General features: G+C 70.4%; 13 protein-coding genes. 6 read left to right on the top strand and 7 right to left on the bottom strand.

The window, feature by feature from the left end:
* Positions 1-4 precede the first annotated feature (4 nt).
* Positions 5-1,633 carry an N-acyl-D-amino-acid deacylase family protein gene (locus tag IEY79_RS26830; RefSeq protein WP_189110196.1) on the bottom strand — a complete coding sequence of 543 codons (1,629 nt, stop codon included), beginning with the start codon at positions 1,631-1,633 and terminating at the stop codon, positions 5-7.
* 12 nt (positions 1,634-1,645) lie between these two features.
* A complete protein-coding gene (locus tag IEY79_RS26825; RefSeq protein WP_229701147.1) occupies positions 1,646-2,935 on the bottom strand; it encodes an amino acid deaminase in 1,290 nt (429 codons plus the stop codon).
* Between the two features lie 123 nt (positions 2,936-3,058).
* Between IEY79_RS26825 and IEY79_RS26820 the strand changes: the two genes are divergently transcribed.
* The 6 genes from IEY79_RS26820 to IEY79_RS26795 all read left to right on the top strand — a co-directional run bounded on the left by IEY79_RS26820 (position 3,059) and on the right by IEY79_RS26795 (position 8,882).
* Complete coding sequence (locus tag IEY79_RS26820) at positions 3,059-4,171, top strand: sugar kinase (RefSeq protein ID WP_189110194.1); 1,113 nt, start codon at positions 3,059-3,061, stop codon at positions 4,169-4,171.
* Positions 4,168-4,956: an IclR family transcriptional regulator gene (locus IEY79_RS26815; protein WP_189110193.1), complete on the top strand. Its 789-nt coding sequence runs from the start codon at positions 4,168-4,170 to the stop codon at positions 4,954-4,956. The genes IEY79_RS26820 and IEY79_RS26815 overlap by 4 nt, the downstream gene beginning before the upstream one ends.
* A complete protein-coding gene (locus IEY79_RS26810; RefSeq protein ID WP_189110192.1) occupies positions 4,953-5,372 on the top strand; it encodes a RidA family protein in 420 nt (139 codons plus the stop codon). The genes IEY79_RS26815 and IEY79_RS26810 overlap by 4 nt, the downstream gene beginning before the upstream one ends.
* A 123-nt stretch (positions 5,373-5,495) precedes the next feature.
* On the top strand, positions 5,496-6,974 hold the full coding sequence (locus tag IEY79_RS26805) for a GntP family permease (protein WP_189110191.1): 1,479 nt from the start codon (positions 5,496-5,498) through the stop codon (positions 6,972-6,974).
* A gap of 15 nt (positions 6,975-6,989) precedes the next feature.
* On the top strand, positions 6,990-7,457 hold the full coding sequence (locus IEY79_RS26800) for a hypothetical protein (RefSeq protein ID WP_189110190.1): 468 nt from the start codon (positions 6,990-6,992) through the stop codon (positions 7,455-7,457).
* 114 nt (positions 7,458-7,571) lie between these two features.
* A complete protein-coding gene (locus tag IEY79_RS26795) occupies positions 7,572-8,882 on the top strand; it encodes an Nramp family divalent metal transporter (RefSeq protein ID WP_189110189.1) in 1,311 nt (436 codons plus the stop codon).
* An 86-nt stretch (positions 8,883-8,968) separates the two neighbouring features.
* On the opposite strand, the gene IEY79_RS26790 is transcribed toward IEY79_RS26795, so the two are convergent.
* From IEY79_RS26790 to IEY79_RS26770, 5 genes are all read right to left on the bottom strand, one after another.
* Complete coding sequence (locus IEY79_RS26790; protein ID WP_189110188.1) at positions 8,969-10,060, bottom strand: chitinase; 1,092 nt, start codon at positions 10,058-10,060, stop codon at positions 8,969-8,971.
* A gap of 143 nt (positions 10,061-10,203) precedes the next feature.
* Positions 10,204-11,871 carry a chitinase gene (locus IEY79_RS26785; RefSeq protein WP_308426695.1) on the bottom strand — a complete coding sequence of 556 codons (1,668 nt, stop codon included), beginning with the start codon at positions 11,869-11,871 and terminating at the stop codon, positions 10,204-10,206.
* Positions 11,872-12,124: 253 nt separating this feature from the next.
* Positions 12,125-12,568 (bottom strand): hypothetical protein, encoded by a 444-nt coding sequence (locus IEY79_RS26780; protein WP_189110186.1) that lies wholly within the window; start codon positions 12,566-12,568, stop codon positions 12,125-12,127.
* 67 nt (positions 12,569-12,635) lie between these two features.
* Positions 12,636-13,058, bottom strand: a complete 423-nt coding sequence (locus IEY79_RS26775) for a DUF3592 domain-containing protein (protein ID WP_189110185.1) — start codon at positions 13,056-13,058, stop codon at positions 12,636-12,638.
* Between the two features lie 10 nt (positions 13,059-13,068).
* A complete protein-coding gene (locus IEY79_RS26770; protein ID WP_229701145.1) occupies positions 13,069-13,713 on the bottom strand; it encodes a hypothetical protein in 645 nt (214 codons plus the stop codon).

Genomic DNA, 13,713 nt, shown 5'->3' with positions numbered 1-13,713 from the left:
GGCCTCAGGCCGTACGCCGTACCGACCGCCCCGCCAGGACGTCCGTACGCCGTCCGTCCTCGATCACGAAGCGGCCGTCGATCAGTACGTGCGGGATGCCCACCGGGAGGGTGCGCGGCGCGGCGAAGGTCGAGCCCGCCGCCACCGTCTCCGGGTCGAAGAGCACCAGGTCCGCGCGGTAGCCCTCACGGACCAGGCCGCGGTCGCCCAGGCGCAGGCGGGCCGCCGGGCGCGAGGTCAGATGGGCCACGCACTCCTCCAGCGACAGGACGCCCAACTCCCTTACGTACCTGCCGAGATACTGGGGGAACGTGCCGTAGGCGCGCGGATGCGGCTTCGCGCCCTGGAGGATGCCGTCGCTGCCGCCCGTGTGCACACGGTGGCGCATGATCTCCCGCACGTTCTCCTCGTGTCCGACGTGCTGGAGGATCGTCGAGCCGAGCCGGTCGTCGATCAGCAGCCGGCGGGCGGTCAGCCAGCCGCTCTCGCCGCGCAGCCGGGCGGTCTCGGCGATCGTCCGCCCGACATGCGCCGTGAGGGCAGGATCCGAGACGCCGGAGATCTCGATGGTGTCCCAGTCGATGGGCACCCCGTGGCAGCCGTCCGCGCCGATCTCCTCCATGTGGTGCCGGATCTTCTCCGCCGTCGACGCGTCCCGCAGCCGCTCCAGGATCGCGTCCTGGCCGCCCGCGCTCGCCCAACTGGGCAGCATCGCCACGAGCGTCGTACAGCCCGGGGTGTAGGGATAGGTGTCGAGCGAGATGTCCGCGCCGCCGTCCAGCGCCTTGTCCAACAGGGCGATCAGATCAGGTGCCTTGCCCTTGTTCACGCCGAAGTTCATGGTGGCGTGCGCGAGATGGAGCGCGCAGCCGGCGGTCCGCGTGAGGTCGACCATCTCCTCGTACGCGCGCAGGGCGCCCGCGCCGTAACTGCGGTGGTGCGGGCAGTAGTAGCCGTCGTAACGGGCCACCACCCGGCACAGCTCGGTGAGTTCGGCGTCGTCCGCGTACATGCCGGGCGTGTACGTCAGCCCCGACGACATGCCGACGGCGCCCTGCTCCAGGGACTCGGCGACCAACTGCCGCATCCGGTCCAGCTCGGCGGCGGTCGCCGGGCGGTCGTCCTGGCCCACCGCGTACATCCGGACCGTGCCCTGCGGCACGAGGTAGGCCGCGTTGACGGCGATGCCCCGGCCGTCGAAGCCGTGGTCCAGCCGGTCCAGATACTCGCCGACCGTGCGCCAGTCGAAGTTGACCGACGTGTCCCCGGGCGCGCCGCCGTTCCAGCCGGTGATCGCCCTGCGGACCTCGGCGAGCGTGGCGTCGTCGACGGGCGCGTAGGACAGCCCGTCCTGACCGATCACCTCCAGGGTCACGCCCTGCGCGGCCTTCGCCGAGTGGTCGGGGTCGCGCAGCAGCGCGAGGTCGCTGTGCGCGTGCATGTCGATGAAACCGGGGGCGAGGGCGAGTCCGTCGGCGTCCAGGACCCGGGCCCCGGAGAGTCGGGGTCCGGCGCCGGCGGCCGGGGCGGGCCGGATCTCGGCGATCCGGCCGTCGCTCACGCCGACGTCCGCCCGGTAGGAGTCCCGACCCGTGCCGTCGACGACAGTCACGTCCCGTATGACGAGGTCCATGGCGCGCGGCTCCTAGAAGAACGTACGGATGAGGTCGGTGACCGTGCCGTCCGCGTCGGCCAGCGGGATCAGCTGCCACTTGTCGAACGACGTGCACGGATGCGAGAGACCGAAGCCCACCCAGTCACCGACCTCGATCACCGCGTCGGGCGAGGTGTGCAGCTTGCCGTGCTGATCGGAGAGGCCCGTGACCGTGATGCCGCGCGCCGGACGGATCTCCCCGGTACGCGCGTCGCGCACCACCTGCGCCTCCGGCAGGTCGAGGTCGTACGCCGCGTCCCGCTTGCCCGCGTTGACGAACGCCTGCTCGGGCGACGGGCGCGAGATGACCTGGGCCCAGAGCCGGAAGGCCGGCTGGAGCGCGCCCTCGGCCGGGATCCGGTTGAAGGGGGTCAGCCGCTTGTAGTGGCCGTCGTCGTGCGAGACGTAGGCGCCCGAGCGCAGCAGCTTCAGCACGGGGCGGGACAGCACCGGGATCTCCGCGAAGACGTCCGCGACCGCGTCGAACCACGCGCTGCCGCCCGCGCTCACCACGATCTCGTCCACCGTCCCGGAGAACCGGCCCGCCGCGTCGAAGTCGGCGGCCAGCGCGGTCAGCCGGCGCAGCCACGCGCGCACGGTGTCGCTGTCGGCCTGCGGCACCTCGCCCTCGTAACCGGCGACGCCGACCAGCCGAAGGGTGTCGGTGTCCGCCACGGCGTCGGCGACCCGCGCGCACTCCGCCTCCTTGCGGACACCGGTCCGCGCGCCCTCGCCCGCGCCCAGCTCCACGACGACGTCCACGGGGCGCGAGCCGCCCGCCGCGCGCAGCGCCTCGTCCATCAGCTCGACACCGCGCACGGAGTCGACATAACAGATGAAACGGAAGCCCGGGTCGCTGTCGAGCTCGGCGGAGAGCCAGCGCAGCGCGACCGCGTCGACGACCTCGTTGGCGAGGAAGATCCGCCGGATCCCGAACGCCCGGTAGACGCGGACCTGGTGGGGGAGTGCGGCGGTGATCCCCCAGGCACCGTGGTCGAGTTGGCGCGCGAAGAGCTGCGGGGACATGGATGTCTTGCCGTGCGGGGCGAACGCGAGGCCGTGGCGCTCCGAGTACGTCTCCAGGAGCGCCAGGTTGTGGGTGAGGGACTCGGCGGAGAGGGCGAGCACCGGGGTGGTGAAACCGCCGGTGAACAGGGAGCGGCGCTCGGCGGCCAGCTCGCCGACGGTGAGGCCGTCGGCGTCGGGCGGCAGCCCTTTGAAACGGTGGTCGAGACGCTCGTTCCTCAGATGCTCTTCGCCGAGTCGTCCGTCGACCGCCATAGGACACTCCTCCATCGATCTCGTTGCAACATGTGCAACGCCCATTGCGTATAACGCTTGACGCTGTCTAACATCCGAGCCGTCGCCGGGTCAATGATGTGCCCCGGCGGCCTCGGCCGACAGATGAGCGAGGAGCCCCGAGTGCCCGCAACGGTAGAAGCGGACCCGACCAGGCCCGGTGGGCCCGAGGCCACCGAGGTCGTCTGCCTCGGCGAGTCCATGGTCACCTTCCTGCCTTCGCGCCCCGGCCGTCTCGCGGACGTCCCCGCCTTCACCCGTACCATCGGCGGCGCCGAGTCCAACGTCGCCTGCGCCCTCGCCGCGGCCGGACACCGGGTGAAGTGGATCAGCCGCGTCGGCGCGGACGGCTTCGGCGACCATCTCGTCGAGGCGATCGGCGCGTACGGCGTGGACACCTCCGGCGTACGCCGCGACGCGGACGGCCGCCCGACCGGCATCTACTTCCGTACGGCCACGGACCGTTCCACCACCGCCCACGAGGTGGCCTACTACCGCGCGGGATCGGCCGCGTCCGCGATGTCCCCGGCGACCATGGACCGCGGGGACCTGTGGTCCGGCCGCGTCCTGCATCTCTCCGGCATCACGGCCGCGCTCTCCGACGACTGCCTCGCCCTGATGCGCGAGCTGGCCGAGCGCCGGGAGGGCCGCCCGCCGCTCTCCTTCGACGTCAACCACCGGCCCGCTCTCTGGCGCGAGGGCTCGGGTCCGCGCTCCGCGTCCCGGGTGCTGCTCGACCTCGCGCGCGGCGCCGACCTCGTCTTCGTCGGCGACGACGAGGCCGCGCACCTCTGGGACCTGCACAGCCCTGAGGCGGTCCGCGAGGCGCTGCCCGAGCCCGCGGTGCTGGTCGTGAAGGCCGGCGCGGACGGCGCGACCGCCTTCGTACGGGACGCGGCGACCGACACCGTCACCTCCGTACCCGCGCTGGGCGTCGACGTCGTGGCGCCCGTCGGCGCCGGCGACGCGTTCGCCGCCGGTTTCCTCTCCGCGACCCTCCGGGGACTGCCGACCGGGGCCCGGCTGCGCCACGGCCATCTGACGGCCGCCGCCGTACTCACCGACGCGGGCGACGTCTGCGTCCCGCCCGCCCGCGCACACGCCGACCGCCTTGCCGCACTGGACGACGCCGCGTGGGGCGCACTGCGCCTGGGCCCCGGCTGGACGTCCGAGGCCGCGGCCGGCGCGGTACGGCAGGAAGCGGTGGGCACCTCATGAGCCAGACCGTCGACCGGGCGCTGAGCATCCTGCCGCTGCTCGCCCAGGGCCCGGCCGACCTCGGGCAGGTCGCCGAGCGGCTCGGCGTACACAAGTCCACCGCCCTGCGGCTGCTCCGCACCCTGCACGAACACGGGCTCGTCTACCGCCAGCAGGACCAGCGCTACCGCCTCGGCGCCCGGCTCTTCGCCCTCGCGCAGGAGGCCGTCGAGAGCCTGGACGTACGCGAGATCGCCCATCCGCACCTGGTGGCGCTCGGCGAACAGTGCGGTCACACCGTCCATCTCGCCGTCATAGAGGACAGCGAAGTTCTCTACATCGACAAGGTCGAGAGCCGCTACCCGGTCAGGATGTACTCCCGGATCGGCAAGCCGGTCGCCGTCACCGTCGCGGCCGTCGCCAAACTGCTCATCGCCGACCTGTCCGAAGCCGAGCGCCGCGCACTCGCCGAGCGGCTCGACTTCCCCATGTACACCCCCCGTTCGACACCGAACGCCGCCGCCTTCCTCAAGGAGCTGGCGACCGTACGCGAACAGGGGTGGGCCACCGACCTCGGTGGTCACGAGGAGTCCATCAACTGCATCGGGGCCCCGGTCCGCGGTGCGGACGGCCGGGTCGTCGCCGCCATGTCGGTGTCCGCGCCGAACGTCGTCGTCACGGCCGATGAACTTCTCGCCCTGCTCCCGCTGTTGCGCCGTACCGCCGAAGCGATCAGCCGCGAGTACTCGGGAAACGCGCACCATCCGGCACCCGCAACCCCCGCTCTTCAGAAAGAGATCCCATGAGCGACCAGACCGCGAAGACCGCAGTCGTCCCCGCCACGCACGCCGCGCCTCCGGCCAAGTTCTCCCACGGTGTCCGCAAGGGCAACATCCTCCAGGTGGCCGGTCAGGTCGGCTTCCTCCCGGCCGTCCCGGGCGAGGCCCCGACCGTCGCCGGACCGACCTTGCGCGAACAGACGCTCCAGACCCTCGCCAACGTCAAGTCGGTGCTGGAGGCGGGCGGCGCGAGCTGGGACGACGTGATGATGCTGCGCGTCTACCTCACGGACGTCGCGCACTTCGCCGAGATGAACGAGATCTACAACACCTACTTCGATGAGCAGAACCTCAAGGACGCGCCGGCCGCCCGTACGACCGTGTACGTCGGCCTGCCCGCCGGACTGCTCATCGAGATCGACGCGCTGGCCGTACTCGGCTGATCCAGCCCCTCACTCCGGCCGTCACCCGCTCCACCGCACGGCGCGGCGCCCGTTCCCCGGCAACCCGCGGGCGCCGTGCCGCGATCCCCCCTGCTCTGATGCACGAAACAAGAGGTCCCCCTCATGCTGCTCGCCGCCGACGCTCCCCCCATCCCCGAGGTTCCGCCCCACACCGGCGGACTGCTCCTCCTCATAGACGGGACGGCCGGTCTGCTGACCGTCGCCGTCCTCGGAATCGTTCTCCTCCTCGTCCTGATCATCAAGGTCAGGCTCCAGCCCTTCGTCGCCCTTCTCGGCGTCTCCATAGCCGTCGGCCTCGCCGCCGGACTGTCCGTGACCGAACTCTTCGGCACGGTCCAGAAATCGGCCGCCGTCTCGATGATCGAGTCCGGCATGGGCGGCATCCTCGGCCATGTCGCGATCATCATCGGCCTCGGCACCATGCTCGGCGCGATCCTCGAAGTGTCGGGCGGCGCCGAGGTGTTGAGCACCCGGCTGCTCAACCTCTTCGGTGAGAAGCGCGCCCCGCTCGCCATGGGCGTCACCGGTGTCGTCTTCGGTATCCCCGTCTTCTTCGACGTCGGCATCTTCGTCCTCGCGCCCATCGTGTACGCGGCGGCCAAGCGCTCCGGCAAGTCGATCGTGCTGTACGCGATGCCGCTGCTCGCCGGCCTCTCCATGACCCACGCGTTCCTGCCCCCGCATCCGGGCCCCGTCGCCGCCGCCGGTCTCTTCGACGTCGACCTCGGCTGGGTCATCCTGATGGGTGTCGTCGTCGGTGTCCCGGCCGTGCTCGCCGCCTGGGTCTACGCGGCGTGGATCGGGAAGCGTCTCTACGTCGACGTACCGCAGGACATGGTCGAGGCCGCTGCCGAGGCCAAGCGGGCCGTCGCCGACGAACAGCGGGCGTCGGGCGTCACTCCGCCCGAGAAGCCGGTCGCGCTCGGCACGGTGCTCGCGATCATCGGCACCCCGCTGCTCCTCATCCTGCTGGCCACGTTCTCCTCCATCGCGCTCGACCCGAGCACGCTCCGGTCGGTCGTCGAGTTCTTCGGCCACCCCTTCGTGGCGCTGACGATCGCGCTGGTGCTCGCGTACTACCTGCTCGGCATCCGGCGCGGCTGGTCGCGCCAGTCGCTGGAGACGGTCTCGACCGCGTCCCTCAAGCCGGTGGGCAACATCCTGCTGGTGGTCGGCGCCGGCGGCGTCTTCGGAGCCGTGCTGAAGGGCAGCGGCATCGCCGACGCCCTCGCCGACACCTTCAACGACGTCGGTCTGCCGGTCATCCTGCTGGCGTGGCTGATCTCGGTCGTGCTGCGCGTGGCCCAGGGCTCGGCGACGGTCGCGATCGTGACCACCGCGGGCATCGTCGTACCGCTGGTCGAGGGCCAGTCCATGTCGCAGGCCCATCTCGCCCTGATCATCATGGCGATCTCGGCGGGCTCGATCTTCGCCTCGCACGTCAACGACGGCGGCTTCTGGATGGTGGCCAAGTACTTCGGCATATCCGAGCGCGACACCCTGAAGTCGTGGACGGTGCTGGAGACGGTTCTCTCGGTGGCCGGATTCGTGGTCGCGGCGCTGCTCAGCCTCGTGATTTAGGTACGGTACGGCTCCATGTACCCCGAGCCGAACCCCTACTTGAACCCGCACCCGCAGCCGTCGGGGGTCTTCGGGCCGCCGCCGCCCGCGTACCCGCCCGCCCCGGCGCCGCCCGCGTACCCGCCCGCCCCGGCGCCGGGCCCGGCGCCCGTCCCGGCGTACGGCGCCGTGCCTCCGAACGTGAACCCGGAATTCCTCGTCGCCGACAGGCACAGCGGCATCGTCATCGACGAGACCGGCGTGACCTTCGACTTCGAGGGGCAGAGCGCCGAGTTCCCGTGGTCCGACATCCAGAGCGTCCACTCCAAACCGGGCGGCGGCCACCGGCTGATGGTGGCCGTCGTCCTGCCCGGCGGGAAGTTCTACGAGTGCGGGGTGAAGGCCCGTAACCGAATGACGCTGGAGCAGTGGGTCCGCCACCTCGGCTACGTACTCCACGTCTATCTCGGACGCCGGGACAACCGGGGCCCCTGGTCGCCCTAGGGCGACCAGGGGCCGGTGGAAACGGAACCGAGACCGCCGACCCTCTTGCGCGATCTTCCGCGTCCCGCTTTGGTGACCCGAGTCACTTACGGGGACGAGTGTGGAGGTCGACGCATGGCAGATATCACCGAGAGCAGTACGGCTGCGAGCAAATCGGGCCCACGAAAGTCGAGTTGGAGATACATCGGCCCCGGCATCGTCGTGGCCGCGACGGGTGTCGGCGCCGGTGACCTGGTCGCCACGCTCATCGCGGGCAGCAAGTTCGGCTACACGCTGCTCTGGGCGGCCGTCATCGGCTGCGTCGTCAAGATCTCCCTCGCCGAGGCGGCCGGCCGCTGGCATCTCGCCACCGGCCGCACGCTGTTCGAGGGCTGGCGCAGCCTCGGCCAGTGGACCACCGTCTACTTCGCGGTGTACGTGGTCATCTGGGGCTTCGTGTACGGCGCGACAGCCATGTCGTCGAGCGCGCTGCCGATCGTCGCGCTCTTCCCGGACGGCCCGGACCTGAAGACCTGGGCGATCATCTTCGGGCTGCTGGGCCTGCTCTTCGTCTGGTTCAACCGGTATCTGGTCTTCGAGAAGTTCATGACCGTCGTCATCGGCATGAAGTTCCTGATCGTCGTGTACGTCGCGATACGCGTGGCGCCCGACCTCGGGGCGGCCTTCGCCGGGCTCGCCCCCGTACTCCCCGACGGCTCGCTGCTGTACACCCTCGGCCTGATCGGCGGGGTCGGCGGCACGATCACGATGGCCGCGTACGGCTACTGGGTCAACGCCAAGGGCTGGACCAACACCAACTGGATGAAGGTGATGCGGATCGACAACCGCGTCGCCTACATCACCACCGGCGTCTTCGTCGTCTCGATGCTGATCATCGGCGCCGAGCTGCTGCACTCCTCGCAGATCGCGCTCACCTCCGGCGACCGCGGCCTCATCGACCTCGGGGAGATCCTGGAGGACCGCTTCGGCACGGTGACGGCCAAGCTCTTCCTGATCGGCTTCTTCGCCACGTCGTTCGGCGCGCTGGTAGGGGTGTGGCACGGTGTGAGCCTGATGTTCGCGGACTTCGTCGAACGCTTCCAGCGCGAGCGCAAGACCGGTGCCGCGGTCGGCGAGGGGACGGTCGAGGAGGTCGCCTCGGGCGCGCGCGAGCGGTCGGTGCCGTTCCGGGCGTACTTGCTCTGGCTGACCTTCCCGCCGATCGGACTGCTCTTCCTGGACCAGCCGTTCGGCCTGGTCGTGGTCTACGGCGTGCTGGGCGCGTTCTTCATGCCGTTCCTGGCGCTCACGCTGCTGTGGCTGCTCAACTCCTCGCGTACGCCCGCGGAGTGGCGCAACGGCATCGTGAGCAACGTGATGCTGGCGGCGGGCGGGCTGCTGTTCATCATCCTGTGCGTGCAGCAGGTGCGGGACCTGCCCTGGTGACCCGCGCGTGAGAACACACGGTGGCGCCGTCGGAGTCCGACGGCGCCACCGGTCTGTGGGGGGTGGTTCAGGGTGCGGCGGTGCGGTTACGGGAGGCCGTGCACGTGCGGGCCGACCGCGTCGGACCACGCGTCGCCGTTGGACGCGTCCCAGTTGGTGGACCAGGTCATCGCGCCGCGCAGGCCCGGGTAGGTCCTGGACGGCTTGAAGCTGCCGCAGTTGGTGCCCTTGGTCAGACAGTCCAGCGCGTCGTTGACGACGCCGGGGTCGACGTAGCCGCCGCCCGCCGCGCTCGGCGAGGCCGGCAGGCCGAGGCCGACCTGCGACGGGTCGAGGCCGCCTTCGAGCTGGACGCAGGCGAGGGCGGTGAGGAAGTCGACCGTGCCCTGGGAGTAGACCTGTCCGTCGCAGCCGAGCATCGAACCGCTGTTGTAGTACTGCATGTTGACGACGGTGAGGATGTCCTTCACGGCCAGCGCGGTCTTGAAGTACTCGTTGGACGTCGACTGCATGTCGATGGTCTGCGGCGCCATCGTCAGGACGAAGTCCGGCCCGGCCTGACCGGCGATCGACTTCAGCGCCTGCGTCATATAGGTGGAGTTGAGGCCGTTCTCCAGGTCGATGTCGACGCCGTCGAAGCCGTACTCGTCCATCAGCGCGGACACGGAGGTGGCGAAGGCGTTGGCCGACGCCTCGGAGTTGACCGAGACGGTGCCCTTCTCGCCGCCGATGGAGATGACGACCGACTTGCCCGCCGCCTGCTTGGCGGCGACGTCGGCCCGGAACTGCTCGTCGGTGTAGCCGCCGAGACCGGCCGAGTCGAGGGTGAAGTCGACCTGTCCGGGCGTGCCGGTGGCGTCCGCGAACGCGACGGCGATGATGTCGTAGTCGTCCTGGACCTCGGCCAGCGTCTGGACCGTGGCCCCGTTGTCGAAGTTCTGCCAGTACCCGGTCACCGCGTGCGCGGGTACGGCGGCGGCCGCGGCCGGCGCGGGCCCGTTCGCGGCGTTCGCCGCGGGTACGGCCAGTCCGGCGACGGCGAGAACGCCTGCCACGGCGAGGGTCTTGAGCGTGCGGGGTCGCGCTTTCCTGTGCACTGCATGGCCTCCGTGGGGGGAGATGTGGGGGGCGGTACGGAACGGTGGCCACCGTTGGACGTACAAACTGGTCCAGACCATTGGCCTTGTCAAGGGTCTGGACGAGATGGGCCGCATCCGGCCTCGGGGGCCGGCCCGGGAACCCCGCAGCAGCGCCGCCGGGGGAGCGGCGGCGCTGCTGGTCTCTGTGAAGGCCCTCGTGGATCCTCGGGATCGCCGGGAGGCTACGGCAGGGAATGGACGTGCGGGCCGACCGCGTTCGACCAGGCGTTGCCGGCCGTCGCGTCCCAGTTGGTGGACCAGGTCATCGCGCCGCGCAGCGCGGGGTAGGTCCTGGACGGCTTGAAGTTCCCGCAGTTGGTGCCGCGCGTCAGGCAGTTGAGGGCGTTGTTGACGATGGTCGGGGAGACGTAGCCGCTGCCCGCGCCGCGGGTCGACGCGGGGACTCCGATGCCTACCTGGGAGGCGTCGAGGCCGCCTTCGAGCTGGATGCAGGCGAGGGCGGTGAGGAAGTCGACGGAGCCCTGGGAGTAGACCTGTCCGTCGCAGCCGAGCATCGAACCGCTGTTGTAGTACTGCATGTTGACGACGGTGAGGATGTCCTTCACGGCCAGCGCGGTCTTGAAGTACTCGGTGCCGGTGTTCTGCATGTCGATGGTCTGCGGCGCCATGGTGATCACGAGCCTGGAGCCGGCCTTGGCCGACAGCTGCCGCAACGCCTTCGTGAGGTAGGTCGAGTTGATGCCGTGTTCGAGGTCGATGTCGACGCCGCTGAAGCCGTACTCCTGCATCAGGGCGTAGGCGCTGTTGGCGAACGCAGTGGCGGAGGCGTCACTGTTGATCGTGACGTTGCCCTTCTCGCCGCCCACCGAGATGATCACGGACTTGCCGGCCGCCTTCTTCGCGGCGACGTCGGACTTGAACTCGGCGACTCCGGAGTAGCCGACGGCCGGGTCGAGGTTGAAGACGATCTGGCCGGGCGTGGTGGTCGAGTCGGCGAACGACACGGCGATGATGTCGTACTGAGCCTGGACGTCCCTGAGCTTCTGGACGGCCGCGCCGTTGTTGAAGTTCTGCCAGTAGCCGGTCAGCGCGTGCCTCGGCACGGCGGGGCCGCCCGGGTCGCCGCCGCCGGGGGAGGTCCGGCCGCTGACGGCGGCCGACTTCGCGGACTCACCCACCGCGTTGGTCGCGGACACCTGGAACTGGTACGAGGTGGCTGCCGCCAGTCCGGTCACGGTCGCCGAAGTGCCGGTCGCCGTCTGGACCTTGGTGCCGTCGCGGTAGATGTTGTACCCGGTCGCGCCGGACACCGCGTTCCAGCTCAGCGCCACCGAGGACGCGGTCACGGCCCCGACGCCGAGCCCGGCGGGAGTGGCCGGAGCCTGGGGGTCGGGATCCGGGTCACTGCCTCCGCCGCCGTCCGGTCCGAAGACGGAGACGTCGTCGACGAGGTACGGGCTCTGCCCGTACCAGCCGTGCGTGTAGACGGTCACCGCACGCGTCGAGGCGCCGGTCCTGAAGGTTGTGGTGAGCTGCTTCCAGCCGCTCTCGCCGGGCGTCCAGGTCGACACGTCGGTGGTTCCGGTGCCGCTGGCCCCGAGGTAGGCGTACCCGCCCTGCACCCAGGCGCTCAGCGTGTAGGTCGAGTTGGGCTGCACGGCCACGGACTGCGAACACCGTGCGTTGTCCTGTCCGGCGGGTGTCCCCCGCAGCGCGGCGGCCCCGGTCCGCACGGGTGTCCCCACGACGGCCCCGCTACCGCCGGAGCACGACCAGTTGGCGAGCCCGGACTCGAAGCCGGCGTTCTTGGCGACGTTGATGTCGGCGGCCTGGGCGACCCCGCCCATTCCCCCCACGCTCAGGGCCCCGGCGGCCAGTACGGCCACCACCCCACCCGGCCAACTCCTCGTCCGCCCGCGCGATTGCTCGCGCCTGCCGCCGGATCCGGGTCTGCGTCTGCCGTCGGGTACACGTTCCACTTGATGCCTCCGCTGGGGGTGTCGGTATGGAGGAGCGAGTCAGGAACGGTGGCCACCGCTGGCGGTTAAAATGGTCCAGACCATTCGAGTTGTCAAGACCTCCGACACACGGAGCGGCCCCTGGCACGAATACGGCTGCCGACGAGCGAAGGCGTCGGCCGAGTCAGTCGTCCTGGAGCCGTTCCGCCGCGTAGCCCGACACCACGCCCACCACCAGGACCGCGTTCGACATGAGGATGCCCTCGGCCTCCAGGTCCTGCCACTGCATCACCATGTTCAGCGCCTGCGCGGCGAGCCCCACCGTGAAGACCGCCAGCACGTGCTGAGCCTTCGAGTCACGGAAGGGTTCCCGGTGGGAGCGGCCCGCCGCCCAGGTGGCCAGGGCTATGCAGACCGCGTTGGGGAGATGGATCAGCATCAGTCTGCCGTTGAACGTCTCCAGGTTGTCCGAGGTGGCCAGGTGGTCGTTGACCAGCGTGGTCTGCAGGTACTCCGTCACCAGCAGGACGACGATGCCGGCCGCCCAGGCGCGTGCGAGCGCGAACACCGCCGCTCCGCGTCCCTCGTCCCGTGGGGCGGACGCCCCCGGGTAGCCGTACCTCGTCATCGCCAATCGCCTCCGTCAGTACTTGTGTTCGTGGGTCCGGAGGCGGGGAACCTGAATCCCGCGCCGCTCAGACCACCGTGAGAAGAAAAACCGCCGCGAAGCCGGCCGCCGCCAGCCCGCAGCCCGCCACCAGCACCCCGTACTGGAGCACCGGCGACCAGTGGCCGCGGCCCGCGACCGTCGCCGTGCGCTCCGGGGCCGCCGGGTCGTACGCCACCGTCACCGGGTCGCCCACCCGTACCGACCGGCTCGACAGATCCTCGAACTCGACCTGGCGCCCGTCCGTCGTCCGGAACGCGAAGAAGTGCCGCTGTGCGTCCGAGCGGTTGTACGGCTCCTGCTCGATCCGTACGCAGGTGCCCTCGGCCCGGCCGTCCGCGCGAAGCGCCCGCACCACCGTCAGCAGGCGACGCGCGTAGTGCGTGGCCAGCCAGCCGAAAAGCAGGATCATGCCCCCGAAGAAGAGGAAGTCTCCGCCCGGAACATCCATCGCCGACCGCCTACTTGACCGTGATCGAGTCGATGATCTTCTTGAGGTCGCCCTTGCTGAGCTTCCCCTTCACCGCGTCGATCCGTACGGCGTACGTCCTGTCGTCGGCGTCGAGGCCCGCGACGATCACGCCGGCCACCCGCGTGCCCGCCTTCGGGTCGAGCGTCCCGCCCGGGGTCCCCGCCGCGGCTCCGGCGCCCGAGTCCTTCTGGGTGAATTCGAAGTTGACCTGACGGGCCTCCTCGTCGCCGTCCGGGCCGGAGACCTTGATCTCCTCCTGCTTCCCGAGCGTCGAGCCGAGCGCCACCCCCGCCTCGGCACCGATCGCCGCTTCCTCCACCGAGTCGGCGTCCGTGAAGTCGAGCTGCACGGTGATCATGCCGATGGTCCCGCTCTCGTCGGAGAGCGTCGCCGCGGCGGCGTTGTACTTGCTGCGCTCACCCGCGCTCTGCGGCTCGAATGCGGCCGGGTGCGCCACTGTGACCGCCGGGGTCTTGAGTGTGCCCCAGCCCTCCGGCACCGCACCGCTGCTCGCCTCCGAGCCGCACCCTGCCGCGAGCAGGAGCGTCGTGAGCGCGGCGGACGCGGACGCGGTCGCGTAACCCGTGCGTCCGGCCGTTCTCTTCTTCTCGTTCTTGCCGGTCATGGCTCTCAT

It is taken from the genome of Streptomyces camponoticapitis, assembly GCF_014646115.1.
Lineage (GTDB): Bacteria > Actinomycetota > Actinomycetes > Streptomycetales > Streptomycetaceae > Streptomyces > Streptomyces camponoticapitis.
Note: the sequence above shows the minus strand (reverse complement) of the source record. Positions and strands in the feature narration are given on the sequence as shown.